Consider the following 17,037-nt stretch of genomic DNA (forward strand, 5'->3'; position numbering starts at 1 on the left):
AAGCGTGGCTATCCCTTTAAGGCCATATATGGGCGAGGGCTTTCAAGTGCCTGGGGCGTTGCTGACGACAGCTTAAAGCTGCTGACGGTGCCCTTAAGGTGATCGGCCTGCTCTTTTAGCTGTTCCGCAGCGGTAGTGGACTCTTCCACCATGGCGGCATTCTCTTGGGTCATACGGTCAAGTTCCGCCACGGCGATATTGACTTGCTTAATGCCATCGCTCTGCTCGCTAGTCGCGGAGTTGATTTCCTCCAGCACATCGGCAACACGGGTAATATGGGCCACGATATCCTGCATGGTCGCCCCTGCGTTTTGCACTAATGTGGTGCCGTTATTCACTTTGCTTTGTGAATCTTCGATCAATTTCTGAATATCGTTGGCCGCGTCACTACTGCGCCCTGCTAATTTGCGTACTTCATCGGCCACGACCGCAAAGCCTCGGCCATGCTCCCCCGCCCGGGCGGCTTCTACGGAGGCATTGAGGGCCAATAAGTTGGTTTGAAAGGCAATGCTGTTCATGAGCGTGACGATCTCGCCAATTTTATTGGAAGACTGGGAGATGTCTTCCATGGTAGTGACCACGTTAGCTACCACTTGTCCCCCTTCTTTAGCCACTTTCGAGGCCGTATGGGAGAGCTTGTTGGCTTCTTGAGCGGACGCGGCGGTGTGCTCGACCGTGCTCGTTATCTGCTCCACTGAGGCAGAGGTTTCCTGCAGATTAGACGCTGCGTTCTCGGTGCGTCGGGATAGATCCTGGCCGCCCAGGGCGATTTCGTTCGCCGCATGGTGAACCGACTCGCTGCTGGTGCGTACATCGATCAATACCGCTTCCATTTTGCCGACAAAACGGTTGAAGGCGCTGGCGATTTGGGAAACCTCGTCGTTGCCCTCTTCTGGTAGGCGCTGGGTTAAATCGCCCTCTCCAGAGGCAATGTTATCCATTGCATTACGCACCCCGAGTAAGCGGCGCAGCAGCAGTGAGAGCAGCATACTAAAGACAACTGCGGTAATGGCGGCGACAATTAGCAGCGTTACTATCGATGTGGTGGCAATGGCGCGCAGCCCTGCGGTCGCTTCTTGTTCATCGAGTGCAACGATGAGCTGCCAACCGCTACTGCCGCCGACATAGCTCCCCATAAGCAGCTTATCGCTGTTTTGCAGCTTAAGTGCTTGGGGCTCATTGCCTTGGATGATTTGGCTAAGGCGTTCATTGGTAAGGTCTCCACTCAACTGCGTAGAAGCTTCAAGCGTTAATTCAGCATCAGGATGGGCGACGAGGGTGCCGTCTTCTGTTGTTAAAAAGCCAAAGCTGGAAGGCGTAGGCGCAATGCCTGAGACGATATCGATGACGTCACCAATGCTAATGTCAGCACCGATAACGGCGGCAAGCTGATTGTTTTGGTAGAAAGGGCGTGCAAAGGTAACAATCAATCCACCTGATTGAGCATCCACATAAGGTGCTGTAATAATAGTATCTTGCGCTTCAGCAGCCTCTAGATACCAAGGGCGCTGCCGTGGGTCGTAATCACTGGGGGGTTGCCATTCGTCAGAAAATACGGCCGCTGATGTAGAAGGGTAGGCAATGTAGGTGGACATAAAACTGCCGGAATCAGCTAGCTGACGTAATGCAGCCAGTGGGGAGTCGCTAGCGACCGTATCTTCCATGCTGGCGAGCATCGTATAACGGGCGTTAAACCACTCATTAATGGCTTGTGTGTTGCCGTCTACGACGGCGCTTAAGTTACGGCTAATTTGTTGACTATTGTGATGCTTAACAGTGGTATAGCTGGCAATGCCGTTAATAATCAGAGCGAGGGTAATTGCCGTTAAGGCAGCAAGTAAGATTCGTATGCGAAGGGAGGAAAACATGGTCGCTCTCTCGAGGATGGCTGGATACCAAAGCTCTATCGGCGAGAACGACCACGACTTGAGTGACGATTAACGCAAATCGCTTACCGCGTTTTGAATATCCTGCACAGAGGCTTTGCTTAGATCTTTAGAGAGCGTGTGAATAACCAGCTTTTGAGTGGGGTTATCAAGTTTTTCACGCAGTAGGCCTAGAAACTTAGGCGGCGCAACCATAATCAGCTTTTCCATGCTGTTTTCCACCCGAGCGGTATAAAGGCGCTGAACCACTTCTTTAGCAAACAGCTCGTTCTCATGTTTTGAAGCGGCTCCCTCTTCACCGGAGGAGCGTGACGTAGTGGACATTGACTCATGGACATCGGCGCCACGACGATCGGTGATTAAATCTCCTTCATGCAGCCGTCCTTCCGCATGTACCAAACTCTCCTGTTCAACGAGGTTTAGTGCATCACGGGTGAAAATACGCGCACGGGCGGCATCGGCTACCACAATATAGGTGGTCATCGTCATACGTCCTCCTTGTCATTAGTTGCCTCTTAACCATGGCAAGCGTTTGCCGTTTGGTCAAACACTTGCGAGGGCTAAAACATGTTTTGGAGAGTTAAAGTACCTTGCTGCGCAGTAAGCTGGTAATTGCCTCGCCAATCAGTACAAGCACGATGATCGCGATCAAAATGGTGGCAACAGTGGGCCAGGCAAAGGTATCGATAGCGCCCTGAAGAATCACGCCAATACCGCCAGCGCCCACGAGCCCTAGCACGGTGGACTCACGAATGTTGATGTCCCAACGCAAAATCACAATGGCGAAAAAGGCCGGCATCACCTGAGGCACAATAGCGTAGGCAACCACTTTGGCTTTGGAAGCACCGGTGGCTTCCATAGCCTCCACCGGTCGGCGATCGATTTCCTCAATGGCTTCGCCCATTAATTTGCCGATAAAGCCTATCGAGCGAAACACAATCGCCAGGATCCCTGCTAACACGCCGGGGCCAAAAATGGCCACGAATAACAGCGCCCATATAATTGTATTAACCGAGCGGCTTGAGACCAGAATAAAGCGCCCGAGCCACAGGCACGCACGATTGGGCGTGGTGTTTTGGGCAGCGATATAGGCCACCGGCAGGGCTAGAAAAATAGTGAGAAAGGTTGCTAGCGTCGCGATATGCACCGTTTCCAGCAGCGCGTTCAAAATATTGCTTAGCCCGGCAGCGCTCGGGGGCCACATGCGCGCACCCAAATTCGACATTTGATTGGGGGCGTCCCACACCCAGGGCCAGAAAATATCAATATCGCGAACTGCCCAGAACACCAGCATCAACGTGCCTAGTAGCACCGCATAGCGGATGAGCCTCTCTTTACGGTCGTAGCGTTGCCAAACGCGGTCGGCGAGTTGCTGTGCGTGATCTACCATATTTTTTTCCTTACCCAGCCGCTGATGCCTTCACTGAGCAAAATAACCGCAATAATGATCAGCAGAATCGCAAAGGCGAAGTCGTAATCGTAACGGCCAAAGGCATTCATTAACGTGCCACCGATACCCCCCGCCCCGACGATGCCAACCACCGCAGAGGCGCGCAAATTGCTGTCAAGTTGATACATTGATAAACCAACTTGACGGGGTAATATTTGTGGGAAGACAGCGTAATACAGTGTGGCTATATAGCCTGCACCTGCTGCGCGCATGGCTTCTACTTGCCCCCAGTCAATCTCCTCAATCTCTTCGGCCAGCAGTTTGCCTACAAAGCCAATGGAGTAGAGGGTGAGCGTTAAAATACCTGCCAGCGGCCCAAAGCCCACCGCTGCGACAAATAAAATGGCCACAATCACTGGGTGAAAGCTGCGCGAGATAATGATCACCGAACGGCCAATTAAGTAGATCGGTAGGGGGGCAATGTTACGTGCGGCCATCACCGCAAAAGGAATCGAGAGCAGCACACCCAAGAGCGTTGCCAGAATGGCGATTTGAAAGCTCTCTTTAAACCCGGTGAGCAGCAGGCCAAAGCGCTCAAAGCTTGGTGGGAAGCCGCCGCTAAAGATGCGGGCAGCCCTAGGTAGGCCTTCCGAAATGCGTGCCCAGTTAAACGGCAAAGAACCGAAAGCCCACACCAGATAAATCGCGGCGACAATAAAAATGCCGTAGCGAATAAAGGGGTTGGCAATAAACGGCGGCTTTTTCCAGGTGCGAGGCACATGGGGTTGGGGGTCAGGCGGAGTCATGGCGTTCTACCTCCGCTGAGCGGTGCGGCTGCTCGGAAACCGTTTCATCCGGTGCCTCAATGCCACCATAAATGGCATCTAGCGCGTCTTTGTTAAAGTCCGCGGGCCGCCCGTCAAAAATCATCTTGCCGTGGCGCAGGCCGACAATGCGCTCTGTGTAGGTTTTTGCCTGGGCAACGTTGTGAATGTTGATCAATACTGGCAGCGAAAGCTCACTGGCAAGGCTCTGCAGCAGAATCATGATTTGTTCCGACGTACGTGGGTCTAGCGATGCCGTTGGCTCGTCGGCCAGCAGTAAGTCAGGTTCTTGCATTAACGCTCGCACTACGCCAACGCGCTGGCGCTCACCGCCGGAAAGCTCATCGGCACGCTTATTGGCGTAATGGGCAATGCCCACTCGCTCCATGAGGCTAAATGCGCGCTCTATATCGGCTTGGGGGTAGCGACGTGAGATGGCTTGATAGAGGTTAACGTAGCCAAGCCGCCCGGCGAGTACGTTCTCCATAACCGTGAGCCGATCCAGTAAGTTAAAGCCCTGGAACACCATGCCAATTTTGCGCCGGGCACGGCGTAACTCAGCCCCTTTCACGTTAACCAGCTCAGCACCGTTGAGTTTGATCGAGCCTGACGTGGGCTCTACTAAGCGGTTGATACAGCGCAGCATGGTGCTTTTACCGGCACCGGAAGCGCCTACGATAGACACAACGCTGTTGTCTTCTACCTTAAGATCGAGGCCTTTTAGCACCGCCTCGTTGTGGCCATAACGCTTGACCAGATTTGTAATTTCCAGCATAGGTTCGCTTCCATCGATAAACGAAGAACCGCGCCGCGAGTAGCGGCGCGGTACGCGTTACTCCAAATTTTCCCGCGTATAACGCACGTCATTAGCGGCTTGGATGGTGCGAATCACTTGCCAGTTATCTTTGTAATTAATCGGAATAAACTTCTCGACGCCCTCAAACTCTTCGCCAAGTTCGGTGCCGACAAAATCAAAGGTAAAAAAGGCTTCTTCGATTTTCTCCACGAGGTCTGGGTGCAAGTTATGGGCGTAGTTATAGGAGGTGGTAGGGAAGCGGTCTGACTCATAAATCAGCCGAACATCCTCTTCATCGTAAAGCCCCCGTGCGGCCATGCGCTCGACAACCTCAGAAGCGACCGGCGCTGCGTCGTAGTCACGCGCTACAACACCCAGCATGGACTGGTCGTGGCTGCCGGAGTAGACCACGTCATAATCTTCCTCTGGCGTGATCCCTAGTTCGGGCAGCAAGGCACGCGGAGCCAAGTTGCCAGAGTTAGAGGTAGGTGAGGTGTGGGCTACCCGTTTACCTTTAAGGTCTTCAAGGCTCTCAATGTCAGAGTCCACGTGGGTGAACATCTGCAGGGTGTAGCCGAACTGGCCGTCGTCGGAGCCCATCAGCGCAAAAGGCACCGCACCCGCTAAATTAACGGCAAATGGGGTTGGCCCGGTTGAGAAACCGGCGATATGCAATCGCCCGCTGCGCATGGCTTCAACCTGTGCGGCGTTGGACTGTACCGCGAAGAAACGCACGTTACGCTCGGTAACCTCAGATAAGTGGTCAATAAAAGGCTGCCAGATGTCTGAATAAATGGCAGGATCTTCTACGGGCGTATAAGCAAAAATAAGAGTGTCTGGGTTGACCCACTTTGACTCATCGCTTGGCCGGTCAGCGACCATATCGCCATCTTCGTCGCAGAAAATAGTGTCAAGATCGCCGCGTTCGCATTCTGCGAAGGCGTGGGTAGAGAGCAGTGCTAAGGGGAGCAGCGATGCCGCCGCGAACATAGCAAGCGGTCGTTTGCAGAAACGTGATGTTTCCATAGTTAGCCTCTTATATGCGTTATTTTTGTGTTTTGCTATCCACTATCGCGTTTAGCGCTTTCTTTTGCTTGGCGTGCGTTTCGTAAGTGGACATTGGTAATGCTAGATGTTTATTTTTCGAAAACGATCTCTTCCAATCTAGGATTTATTGCAAAGCTATGTCAAACACTTTCAGAACCTCTTCCTATCATTGGCGAAACAGCTATCTCTTGATGCGTCATGGGCATAGCCAAGCCAATGAGCAGGGCTTAATTATTAGCTCGCCTGAAAGGGGGCTTAACGCGTTTGGGCTTTCTGCTTTGGGAGAACAGCAACTGCTTGAGACGGTAGAAGACTGGCAGTGGCCAACCCCGACGCGGGTAGTGCATTCGGACTTTTTACGTACAACACAAACCGCTGAAAGGGTTGCCAGTGCTTTTGGTTTAACGCTGAAGAAAGAGCAGCGCCTGCGTGAGCGCTATTTTGGTGAGCTTGATGGTCAGGCGGATCGATATTACCCCGATGTATGGGCGCTAGATGCTCAGGATGCCGACCATCAGCAGTACCAAGTGGAAGCCGTAAGCCGCGTAGCTGCGAGATTGTGTGCAGTGATCGAGGGGCTAGAGCAGCAGTGCAGCGGCGAGACGGTGCTGGTGGTTAGTCATGGGGATCCGTTACAGATACTGCTCACTGCGCTGGCCAATAAACCGCTGACGCAACACCGTGAGCAGGCCGCACTACTGCCCGCGAGTATTACCCGGCTGGGCGGTTAAGCGTTGCTTTCTTTGGGCGGAATCCAGGCAATCATGTCCACTTCTACGTCCGCACCACCGGCAAGGCCGGTAACGCCAATACAGGTGCGGGTAGGCAGCGGCTTCTGGAAGTAGCTGGCATATACACCATTTACCTCGTCAAAGTGGCCCATGTTGGTAATAAATACCCGTGACTGAACCACGTACTCAAAGCTGCTGCCCACCTCTTCCAGCACAATCGCTAGGTTTTGCATCACGCGGTGGGTTTGTTCGGTAAACGTACCCAGCAGCATTTCGTTGGTTTCCGGAACAGTGGGCATTTGGCCGGTAATAAATACCAAATCTCCCACCCGGCATGCGTGGGAGAAGGGCGCAATCGGCTGTGGGGCGCGGTCGATAAATAGCTTTTCCATCGTAAACTGTCTCTCTTATGTCGATGTGTCGGCGATGCTAGTTATAAATGAAATACAAAAATGGGCCTGCGATGAGGCCCATTGTCTTACCCATTCCCGTACTTAGTGCCCCAGAATCTGGCTTAAGAACAGCTTCGTGCGCTCAGACTGTGGGTTATTAAAGAACGGCTCAGGCGCGTTCTCCTCAATGATTTGCCCCTGATCCATAAAAATCACCCGGTCGGCGACGGTTTTGGCGAAGCCCATTTCGTGGGTCACGCAAAGCATGGTCATGCCCTCATTGGCCAGCTCGACCATGACGTCTAGCACTTCTTTAATCATTTCAGGGTCAAGGGCGGAGGTGGGCTCGTCGAAAAGCATCACATCGGGGTGCATACACAGCGAGCGGGCAATCGCCACCCGCTGCTGCTGGCCGCCTGAAAGCTGTCCGGGATACTTTTTGGCCTGCTCGGCAATGCGCACCCGCTCTAGGTAACGCATGGCCTGCTCTTCTGCTTCGCGGCGCGGCTTTTTCTGCACCCACATGGGCGCGATACAACAGTTTTCCAGCACCGATAAATGGGGGAAGAGGTTAAAGTGCTGGAAGACCATGCCCACGCTGCGACGAATCTGCTCGATACGCTTAACGTCCTGGGTCAGCGGCACGCCGCCCACCACGATTTCACCCTGCTGGTGCTCTTCTAAATGATTGATGCAGCGAATCAACGTGGATTTACCCGAGCCAGAAGGTCCACATATAACGATACGCTCACCGCGTTTAACCTCTAGGTCGATATCGCGTAGCACGTGAAAGTCGCCGTACCATTTGTTAACGCCGCGCATTTCAACCATCAGATCAGAAGTACGTGTGCCAGAGACGTTGGTGGCTGCTTGTGTCATGTCAGTATCCTGCTAAAAATCGTTAATAAAAGCGGCGTTAGCGCTTATGGCCGGTGTGTAGCTTGCGTTCTAAGTACTGGCTATAGCGCGACATGCTGAAACAGAAGATCCAGAACATAAACGCGGCAAATACATAGCCCTCTAGCGAGAAGCCCAGCCAGCGAGAGTCGGACAGTGCCGCTTGCACGATCCCTAATAGGTCAAACAAGCCGATAATCATGACCAGCGTGGTGTCTTTAAACAGCGAGATAAAGGTATTCACGATGCCTGGAATCATCATCTTTAGCGCTTGGGGTAACACAATCAGCCCCATGCGTTTCCAGTAGGTCATCCCTAGCGCGGCCGCAGCCTCTTCTTGGCCTTTGGGAATAGCCTGTAAACCACCCCGGATAACCTCAGCCATATAGGCACTTTGGAACAGCGTAAGGCCGATAAGCGCACGTACTAAGCGGTCAACGCTGATTCCTGAGGGTAAGAACAGCGGCAGCATTACCGAGGCCATGAACAGGACGGTAATCAGCGGCACACCGCGCCAAAACTCAATGAATACTACGCAGAAGCTTTTGACGATGGGCATATTAGAGCGCCGCCCCAATGCCAGCACAATACCAATGGGTAGCGCGCCCACCATACCGACGGTGGCCAACAGCAGGGTCAGCATTAAACCGCCCCAGCGGTGAGTGGGTACGCGGGGCAGGTCGAAGTAGCCGCCGTGGAGCAGCACGTAGGCCACTACCGGAAAGCCCACTAAGGCAAACACCGCCACCCAGCGTTTAAAGGGCAGCTTGGGAATAGCCAGCCATGCAATCAGCGCAAAGAAACCCGCAAACGCCACGTTAGCGCGCCATATTTCTGTGCGCGGATAAAGGCCATAAATAAACTGGCTAAAGCGGGCATTGACAAATACCCAGCAAGCGCCTTCACGTGAGCAGTCGTCGCGGCTCGTGCCGACCCAGTCGGCGTTAATAAACGCCCACTGCACGGTGGGCACGACCAAAAGATACAGCACGTAAAGCCCGATAAGCGTAAAGATGGTATTGATTGGGCCGTTAAACAGGTTGGTGCGCAGCCACGCGACTGGCCCCACTGAACTACTGGGGGCGGGCCTCGGATCAATCATCGATTGGTTATGAATCATGTGTATTTCCTCGCCATTGGCCTAGCGTTCAACCAGCGCCACGCGGGCGTTGAACCAGTTCATAAACATGGACACCAGTAGGCTGATGGTCAGATAGACCGCCATGGTCATGGCAATGACCTCAATGGCTTGGCCAGTCTGGTTCAGCGTGGTGCCTGCAAACACCGAGACAAGGTCTGGGTAACCAATAGCCGTGGCCAGCGATGAGTTCTTGATCAGGTTTAGATATTGGCTAGTAAGCGGCGGAATAATCACACGCAGCGCCTGGGGAATGACCACTAAGCGCAGTACTAGATTGCGCGGCAGGCTAAGCGCCTGGGCGGCTTCGGTTTGGCCGTGTGAAATGGCCTGAATGCCTGAGCGCACAATTTCGGCGATAAACGAGGCGGTATAAATCGACAGCGCAAGCCATAAAGCGAGGAACTCAGGAATGATCGTAATGCCACCGCGGAAGTTAAAGCCACGCAGCTCTGGCACATCCCAAGTAACCGGCACACCCGTGGCCACCAATACCAGCATGGGTAAGCCGAAAATTAACGCAAACGAAATCCAGTAAGCTGGGATGCGTTTGCCGGTTGCCTCATGGCGGCGTTTGTTCCAAACAACCAGCGCAATGCTGGCAATGACCGCGGCCATAAAGGTTGCGGGGATGAGGCCAAAGCCTGACTCAAAGAGCGGTTCAGGCAGGTAGAGGCCGCGCACGTTGAGGAAGATAACTTCACCAAAGGCGAGACTGTCCCTGGCGCTGGGCAGCGTGCGAAGCACTGCGTAGTACCAGAAGAAAATTTGCAGTAGCAGTGGGATATTACGAAAGGTTTCGATATACGCATTGGCTAAGCGGGCAAGTAACCAGTTAGGCGACAGGCGGGCAATCCCGACAATAAACCCAATGATGGTCGCCGCTAAGACCCCTAAACCCCCTACCAATAGGGTGTTGAGCAGGCCCACGACAAACGTGCGGCCGTAGGTGCTTTGGGATGAGTAGTCGATCAGACTCTGAACTATCCCAAAGCCTGCGGTGTTACCTAGGAAACCAAACCCGGTAGTAATGCCACGTGCGGATAAGTTGTCCTGGGTATTCCCGACGATATAGAGCAAAAAAGCGGCGACAGCGGCCACAAGGAGTAACTGAAAAATAAGAGCGCGCTTAGCGCGGTCTCGCCAGAAGGGAGGCTTTTGGCCGACCGGGCGAGAGTTGGGTCGAACGGACATGGATAGCGTCTCCGCGATACGGCAGGTCAATCAAATGGCCCGCCGTCACTAAACAGGAGGGCGGGCCGGGGTCAATCGAGACGCTTAGCGAATCGGCGGTGCGTACTGGAAGCCGCCTTGGTTCCACAGCGCGTTAACGCCGCGTTCGATTTCCAGCGGAGAGTCCATTCCTACGTTACGCTCAAAGCTTTCGCCGTAGTTACCCACTTGGCTTAGGATGTTGTAAGCCCAGTCAGCGTCTAAGCCCATGCCTTCACCGTAGTTGCCGTCTTGGCCGAGCAGGCGTGCAATGTCGGGGTTATCAGAGTCGCGCATTTCTTCAGCGTTTTCGCTGGTAACGCCATACTCTTCACCGTTAAGCATGGCAAAGAGTGACCATTTGACGATATTGAACCACTGGTCGTCGCCCTGGCGAACCACCGGGCCAAGGGGCTCTTTTGAGATAACATCGGAGAGAATGACGGCGCCATCTGGGTCATCTAGTTGGATGCGCAGAGCAGCAAGCTGAGAGGTATCAGAGGTGAGTACGTCACAGCGGCCAGCTTGGAAGCCACCTACCGTTTGCTCAGACGTATCAAATACAATCGGGTCGAATTCCATGTCGTTAGCACGGAAGTAGTCAGCTAGGTTGAGTTCTGTAGTGGTGCCCGACTGGATGCAGATAGCGGCGCCATCTAACTCAGAGGCTTCTGAAACGCCCAGGTCGCGGGAAACCATAAAGCCCTGGCCGTCGTAAAAGTTAACACCGGTAAAGTTAAGACCTAGGGTCGTATCGCGGGTAGTGGTCCAGGTGGTGTTGCGTGACAGTACGTCCACTTCGCCCGACTGCAGCGCGGTGAAGCGCTCAACCGCATTTAAGGAGATGTAGTTAACCGCATCGGCATCACCCAGCACCGCTGCTGCTACGGCGCGGCATACGTCAACGTCGATACCTTGCCACTCGCCGCTATCGTCTGGCGCGGAAAAACCTGGTAAGCCATCGCTAACACCACACTGAACGGCCCCGCGTGATTTGGTATCTTCGAGCGTGCTGGCCTGCGCAGTTGCTACGCCCGCAACGGTGATGGCGCCCGCAGATGCCAGCAGTACCAAGTGTTTCTTGTTAAACATGGTAGTTCCCCTTCCTAGATGTAATGTCGTTATGCATGCAGGTGCATGACACTAAAAGCTAGCAAGGAAGGTGCCAAGAATGATACGACGTTAAATTCAGCGCTTTTCAACGCAAAACGGAGCAATTTCCTACCAAAGTTGTGGTGCATGAAAGTGCATTAGCGGCTACCGTGCGCACTTTTTTGGTGCGTAGCCGCTAATGCAGAGGTGATACTCTCTGCTGAGAGCTTAATAATCGGACGTCTTAGCGAATGGGTGGAGCGTACTGAATGCCGCCGTCATTCCAAAGACTGTTTAAGCCGCGTGCAATATTGAAATCTGACCCTGTACCCACGTTACGATCATAAATATCCGCATAGTTGCCTACCTGTTTGACGATTTGGTAAGCCCAGTCGGTCTCAATACCCATGGCTTCGCCAAAATTACCGTCCTGACCTAGCAGGCGCATCACATCGGGGTCTTCTGAGGTGAGATGCTCGTCCACGTTTTCCTGGCTAACGCCCAATTCTTCGGCGTTAAGCATGGCAAACAGCGTCCATTTGACGATGTTGAACCACTGGTCATCGCCTTGGCGCACGGCGGGGCCAAGCGGCTCTTTCGAGATGATTTCGGGGAGTACAACAGCCATGCTGGGGTCGGCAAGCTGCATGCGCTGAGCATAGAGCTGGGAGGCATCGGAGCTTAAAACGTCGCAGCGGCCCGCTTCAAAGCCGATGATCGACTGCTCAGGGGCATCAAACACCACGGCGTCGTAGGTCATTCCATTGAGGCGGAAGTAGTCGGATAGGTTAAGCTCACTGGTGGTGCCGGACTGAGTGCAGACTGCCGCGCCATCCAGCTCTTTGGCGCTTTGCACGCCCAGGTCACTAGCGACCATAAAGGCTTGGCCGTCGTAGTAACTAACGCCGGTAAAGTGCATGCCCAGGGTGGTGTCACGGCTCGATGTCCACGTGGTGGTGCGGGATAGTACATCGACTTCGCCAGACTGCAGGGCGGTAAAGCGCTCTACAGAGTCTAGCGGTACGAAATCTACTTTTGTTGCATCCCCGAGCGCCGCTGCGGCAACTGCTCGGCACACGTCGGTATCCAGGCCGCGGTACTGATCATCGTCATCCAGTGAAGAGAAGCCCGGCTGGGCGGCATTGACGCCACAGCGAAGGCTGTCACGGTTCTGCACCGTTTCCAAAGTGCTGGCCATGGCCACCGTGGGTAGCAGTATGCTGATTCCTAACCCCAACCAACGAACGTTTTTCATTTTTATTCCTTAACGTGGATAGCTAAATAAACAGGTTTAGCAAACAAACAGATTTAGCAAATAAAACTAAGCGCACAAAAAAGGCCGAGCAATGCCCGGCCTTCGCTGTCAATACCTTAGCGCTCACTTACGCAAAGGCTTTCCGCATAAAGGGCGGTAGTGCCAGGGCGCCACGGTGGGCATCACCTGTGTAGTACTGTAGCGGCATTTCGTGGCTGGCGGCAGCTTGTTCGCGAAAGCTTTCCACGTTGGCGTTTTTACCCGCCAAGGTCACACTCCACCAGCCAGAGGGGTACACCGGCTGTGGGAAGGGCAGGGTGGCCACGCTATCAAAGCCTGCTTCACGCATATCGTTGCGCAGCTCACGAATGATAGAGCCGCTGTGGTAGAGCGGTGATTCGCTCTGCTGCACCATCACGCCACCATTTTTTAGGATGCGGTGGCAGCGCTTCAGGAAGTCGGTTTTAAACAGCCCTTCGGCAGGGCCTACCGGGTCGGTGGAGTCGATAATCAGCACATCGATGCTCTCATCGGCAGCGTCATCTACCCACTTCACGCCGTCGGCAAATAGCAGTTCGGCTCGGGGGTCGCCGTTAGCTTCCACCAACGCCGGGAAAAAACGCTCCGCCGCCTTGGTGACCTCTTCATCAATGTCGATTTGGGTGACTTTTTCAACGCCGGGGTGGCGGAGCACCTCTTTAAGCGTTCCACAGTCACCGCCGCCAATGATCACCACCCGCTTGGGGTCTTGATGGGTGAATAGCGCCGGGTGGGCAATCATCTCGTGATAGAGGAAGTTGTCGCGGTCGGTCAGCATCACGCAGCCATCCAGCACCATCAGGTTGCCGTAGGTCTCCGTGGCGTACACTTCTAGGTGCTGGTAAGGGCTCTGTACATCCAGCAGTTTTTCAGAGATTTTCAGCGAGAAGGCGCTGCCGTGGCTATCAAATACCTCGGTGAACCACTGGTCGTTACGTAGTTCGCTCATGACTTTGCTCCTGAGCGTGGGACGCTGGTTTGCGTTGCAATGCCTTGGTGGTATTGGGGGCTTAACTCGTGCAGCGCGTCCATAAAGGCGGTGACATTATCTGGGTTAGTGAACTGGCTGATGCCGTGGCCCAGGTTAAACACGTGGCCCGGGCCGTGGCCGTAGCTTTCAAGCACGCGTGCCACTTCAGCGCGAATAGCAGAAGGCCGTGCGAACAGCACGTTAGGGTCGAGGTTGCCTTGCAGGGCTACTTTATGACCCACCCGTGCGCGGGCGTCAGACAGCTCGGTAGACCAGTCGATACCCAGCGCATCGGCACCGGCGCAGGCGATGTGTTCAAGCCACTGGCCGCCATTTTTGGTGAACAGGATGACCGGCACGCGGCGTCCGTCGTGGTCGCGGATCAAACCGGAAACAATCTGCTCCATATAGCGCAGCGAGAACTCAAGGTAAGCCGGGGTAGATAGCGCGCCGCCCCAGGTGTCAAAAATCTGCACCGCCTGGGCGCCCGCACGAATCTGGGCATTCAGGTAGTCGGTTACCGCGTGGGCCAGGGTGTCCAGCAGCTGGTGCATGGTGTCTGGCGTATCGTAAAGCATAGTTTTCAGGTGGCGGAAATCTTTACTTGAACCGCCCTCCACCATGTAAGTAGCCAGCGTCCAAGGGCTGCCTGAAAAACCAATCAGCGGCATACGGCCGTTGAGCTCACGACGGATGGTCGACACTGCGCGCATCACATAATCAAGGTCGCGCTCGGCGTTGGGCACGGTGAGTGCGGCAACCTCTTGTGGCGTGCGCACGGTTTTTTTGAATTTCGGGCCTTCGCCGGTTTCAAAATAGAGCCCCAAGCCCATCGCGTCAGGGATCGTCAATATATCTGAGAACAGAATGGCGGCATCAAGGGGGTAGCGTTCTAAAGGCTGCAGCGTGACCTCACAGGCCAAGTCATGGTTGCGACACAGATCCATAAAGCTACCCGCATCGGCACGGCTGGCGCGGTATTCCGGCAGGTAACGGCCTGCTTGACGCATCATCCACACCGGAGTGCGGTCTACGGGCTGACGAGCCAGCGCGCGGAGAAAACGGTCGTTTTGCAAAGGTGTGGTGGTCATAAACACTTGCTCTTAAGAAATTTGCCCGCATTGTAAGGGAGTCTTTGTACCTGAAGATAGGAATTGTACGTGAAGATAGGACGCATGGCGGCGTCTGGGCTGGCATTAATCGTCGCACCCTATTAATCGTTGCACCCTAGGGATACCGTGAGGCCGCCGCCGCTTCCTGGTAAACTATGTGCCCACTTTGCCAACACTGGTGTGGTTAACTGGTTTGGTTGATCAGCGAGGTAACCTGTGACCATCCGCTTCATTGCCGCTTCTCGGCTGCCCACTCCCTGGGCGACATTCACTATGCATGGTTTCGAAGACGAGGCCACGGGCAAAGACCATATTGCGCTAACGCTGGGCGACGTGAGCGGCGGCGAGCCAGTGCTTGGGCGCGTGCACTCTGAGTGCTTAACCGGCGATGCGCTGTTCTCCATGCGCTGTGACTGTGGTTATCAGCTGCAGGAGGCGCTCAAGCGTATTGCCGAAGAGGGCCGGGGCGTACTGTTCTACCTGCGCCAAGAGGGGCGCGGTATTGGGCTACTTAATAAAATTCGCGCCTACAACCTTCAAGACCAGGGGGCCGATACGGTCGAGGCCAACGAACAGCTCGGTTTTGGTGCCGACATGCGCCGCTACGACCTGTGCGTGCCGATGCTCAACCATTTAGGTATTACGGCGTTAAAACTGATGACGAATAACCCGCGCAAGGTGGATGCCTTGACTCGGGATGGAGTGAATGTGGTCGAGCGTCTGCCGATTACCACAGGTCTGAACCCGCACAACGAACACTACCTCTCCACTAAAGCGGGCAAGCTCGGCCATATGATGGCGCTGGATGATTTTACCCAGGCCAGCGACGTGGATATTGAGCGTAAGGGGTAGAAAAAAAGAGGCTTGACCGTTGTATGCCTTTAACGCAAAGTAAATTTATTGATAACTCAAAGGCATAATGATGCAACGCTTATCTATTTTGCTTGTGGAAGATGATCCCGGTGATGCCGGTCTTATTAAGTATACGCTTAAGTATGAAGATCAAGAGACCACGCTAGATTGGGTAAGCAGCCTCTCAGAGTTAGCCGATTATTTACAGCAAGCGCCCTTACTCCCTGATGTTATTCTGCTCGATTTAAGCTTGCCAGACTCAAGCGGTATTGCAACGGTACAAGCCTGTAAAAGGCTCGCTGCTGGAACGCCCATCGTTGTATTGACAGGTTACGACGACGCTCACTTTGCGCTAGAAGTGCTTGAAATGGGTGCTCAAGACTATCTTGTTAAAGGCAGTATCGATGCGGACTCTTTAAAACGCACCATACGCTATGCCATTAGCCGCGCTAAGCTTGAGCAACGTTTAGTGCTTTCTGAAGAGCGCATGGCGGCAGCCATTGAAGGGGGCAAACTAGGGGTTTGGGACTGGTTGTTTGACCGCAATGAGTTTGTTTTTAGTGATCGCTGGCTGGCTACCGTGGGCTTTAAATCTGATAGTCCAGACCTGCCCGCTAATGCTGAAGCCTGGATAGAGCGCATACATCCTGAAGAGCGCCAACATTTTGAGCTAGCCGTTGAACGCTACCTGTCTGGCGAGTTGCCTAATTACCAGTGCGAATTTCGTATCCTTCACCGTGATGGCCATTGGGTGTGGTTATTTGAATCCGGTCACGTCACTGAGCGAGACGCGCAGGGAAACCCTATTCGCATGGTAGGCGTACAACAGGATATTAGTGAGCGAAAAGCGATGGAGGAGCGGCTGATCCATTTAGCGATGCATGACGAGTTAACGGGTTTGCTTAATCGCCGTAGCTTCATGAATATAGCGGACAGAGAGTACGGGCGAGTTAAGCGCCAAGCTGACTACTGTGTTGGCATGCTGATGCTCGATTTAGATAGGTTTAAAAGTGTTAATGATACCTATGGGCATGCTGCGGGAGATGAAGTGTTAAAACGCTTTTCACACGTGGTAACTGAGCAGTTAAGGGAAAACGATGTATTTGCCCGTTTAGGGGGGGAGGAGTTTGCTGTTTTACTTCCTCACACGGAACGAGATGGCGTAGAAAAAGCGGCTGAAAAGCTTAGAGCGGCTGTTGAAAGCCTAAATATTGACCTTGATGAAACATTAACGATCAAGGTAACGACCAGTATAGGCGCTACCATGATGCACCCTGATGATGATCGACCCGACGGGGGGCTAGCCAGAGCAGATAGCGCGCTTTATAACGCAAAGAACAGTGGTCGGAATCGTGTTTGTGTGAATGTAAATAGTGCCTAGCTTTTAATGCGATAAGGATAAAC

The 17,037-nt window shown here is 53.7% G+C and carries 17 protein-coding genes; 3 read left to right on the top strand and 14 right to left on the bottom strand.

Annotated features, from left to right (window positions below; genetic code table 11):
• Nucleotides 1–8 precede the first annotated feature (8 nt).
• The 6 genes from BB497_04665 to BB497_04690 all read right to left on the bottom strand — a co-directional run bounded on the left by BB497_04665 (nt 9) and on the right by BB497_04690 (nt 5,922).
• Entirely contained in the window at nt 9–1,868 is a 1,860-nt protein-coding gene (locus tag BB497_04665; protein ID AVI62044.1) for a chemotaxis protein, read from the bottom strand.
• Nucleotides 1,869–1,937: 69 nt separating this feature from the next.
• Nucleotides 1,938–2,369: a hypothetical protein gene (locus BB497_04670; GenBank protein ID AVI64260.1), complete on the bottom strand. Its 432-nt coding sequence runs from the start codon at nt 2,367–2,369 to the stop codon at nt 1,938–1,940.
• Nucleotides 2,370–2,466: 97 nt separating this feature from the next.
• Entirely contained in the window at nt 2,467–3,276 is an 810-nt protein-coding gene (locus BB497_04675) for a phosphonate ABC transporter, permease protein PhnE (GenBank protein AVI62045.1), read from the bottom strand.
• Nucleotides 3,270–4,082 carry a phosphonate ABC transporter, permease protein PhnE gene (locus BB497_04680; GenBank protein ID AVI62046.1) on the bottom strand — a complete coding sequence of 271 codons (813 nt, stop codon included), beginning with the start codon at nt 4,080–4,082 and terminating at the stop codon, nt 3,270–3,272. The genes BB497_04675 and BB497_04680 overlap by 7 nt, the downstream gene beginning before the upstream one ends.
• The gene (locus BB497_04685; protein AVI62047.1) at nt 4,069–4,875 is read right to left on the bottom strand and encodes a phosphonate ABC transporter ATP-binding protein; all 807 of its coding nucleotides are present in this window, start codon (nt 4,873–4,875) and stop codon (nt 4,069–4,071) included. Before BB497_04685 ends, BB497_04680 begins: the two co-directional genes overlap by 14 nt.
• A gap of 57 nt (nt 4,876–4,932) precedes the next feature.
• A complete protein-coding gene (locus BB497_04690; GenBank protein AVI62048.1) occupies nt 4,933–5,922 on the bottom strand; it encodes a phosphonate ABC transporter substrate-binding protein in 990 nt (329 codons plus the stop codon).
• A gap of 158 nt (nt 5,923–6,080) precedes the next feature.
• On the opposite strand from BB497_04690, the gene BB497_04695 reads away from it, so the two are divergent.
• Nucleotides 6,081–6,674 (top strand): phosphoglucomutase, encoded by a 594-nt coding sequence (locus BB497_04695; protein ID AVI62049.1) that lies wholly within the window; start codon nt 6,081–6,083, stop codon nt 6,672–6,674.
• Here the strand turns inward: BB497_04695 and BB497_04700 are convergent.
• The 8 genes from BB497_04700 to BB497_04735 form a co-directional block, all read right to left on the bottom strand.
• Nucleotides 6,671–7,066, bottom strand: a complete 396-nt coding sequence (locus BB497_04700; GenBank protein ID AVI62050.1) for an enamine deaminase RidA — start codon at nt 7,064–7,066, stop codon at nt 6,671–6,673. The two genes, BB497_04695 and BB497_04700, sit on opposite strands and share 4 nt — an antisense overlap.
• Nucleotides 7,067–7,168: 102 nt before the next feature.
• On the bottom strand, nt 7,169–7,897 hold the full coding sequence (locus tag BB497_04705) for an ABC transporter ATP-binding protein (protein ID AVI64261.1): 729 nt from the start codon (nt 7,895–7,897) through the stop codon (nt 7,169–7,171).
• A gap of 85 nt (nt 7,898–7,982) precedes the next feature.
• Entirely contained in the window at nt 7,983–9,083 is a 1,101-nt protein-coding gene (locus BB497_04710; protein ID AVI62051.1) for an amino acid ABC transporter permease, read from the bottom strand.
• Nucleotides 9,084–9,104: 21 nt separating this feature from the next.
• A complete protein-coding gene (locus tag BB497_04715; GenBank protein ID AVI62052.1) occupies nt 9,105–10,295 on the bottom strand; it encodes an amino acid ABC transporter permease in 1,191 nt (396 codons plus the stop codon).
• 84 nt (nt 10,296–10,379) lie between these two features.
• Nucleotides 10,380–11,405 carry an amino acid ABC transporter substrate-binding protein gene (locus tag BB497_04720; protein AVI62053.1) on the bottom strand — a complete coding sequence of 342 codons (1,026 nt, stop codon included), beginning with the start codon at nt 11,403–11,405 and terminating at the stop codon, nt 10,380–10,382.
• Between the two features lie 244 nt (nt 11,406–11,649).
• Nucleotides 11,650–12,660, bottom strand: coding sequence for an amino acid ABC transporter substrate-binding protein (locus tag BB497_04725; GenBank protein ID AVI62054.1), 1,011 nt, complete (start codon nt 12,658–12,660; stop codon nt 11,650–11,652).
• Nucleotides 12,661–12,787: 127 nt separating this feature from the next.
• A complete protein-coding gene (locus BB497_04730; GenBank protein ID AVI62055.1) occupies nt 12,788–13,648 on the bottom strand; it encodes a spermidine synthase in 861 nt (286 codons plus the stop codon).
• A complete protein-coding gene (locus BB497_04735) occupies nt 13,645–14,760 on the bottom strand; it encodes a uroporphyrinogen decarboxylase (GenBank protein ID AVI62056.1) in 1,116 nt (371 codons plus the stop codon). Before BB497_04735 ends, BB497_04730 begins: the two co-directional genes overlap by 4 nt.
• A gap of 237 nt (nt 14,761–14,997) precedes the next feature.
• On the opposite strand from BB497_04735, the gene BB497_04740 reads away from it, so the two are divergent.
• A complete protein-coding gene (locus tag BB497_04740) occupies nt 14,998–15,633 on the top strand; it encodes a GTP cyclohydrolase II (protein AVI62057.1) in 636 nt (211 codons plus the stop codon).
• Nucleotides 15,634–15,703: 70 nt separating this feature from the next.
• Nucleotides 15,704–17,014, top strand: a complete 1,311-nt coding sequence (locus BB497_04745; GenBank protein AVI62058.1) for a hypothetical protein — start codon at nt 15,704–15,706, stop codon at nt 17,012–17,014.
• The last annotated feature ends 23 nt before the right edge of the window (nt 17,015–17,037 follow it).

Source organism: Halomonas sp. GFAJ-1, assembly GCA_002966495.1.
Taxonomy (GTDB): domain Bacteria; phylum Pseudomonadota; class Gammaproteobacteria; order Pseudomonadales; family Halomonadaceae; genus Vreelandella.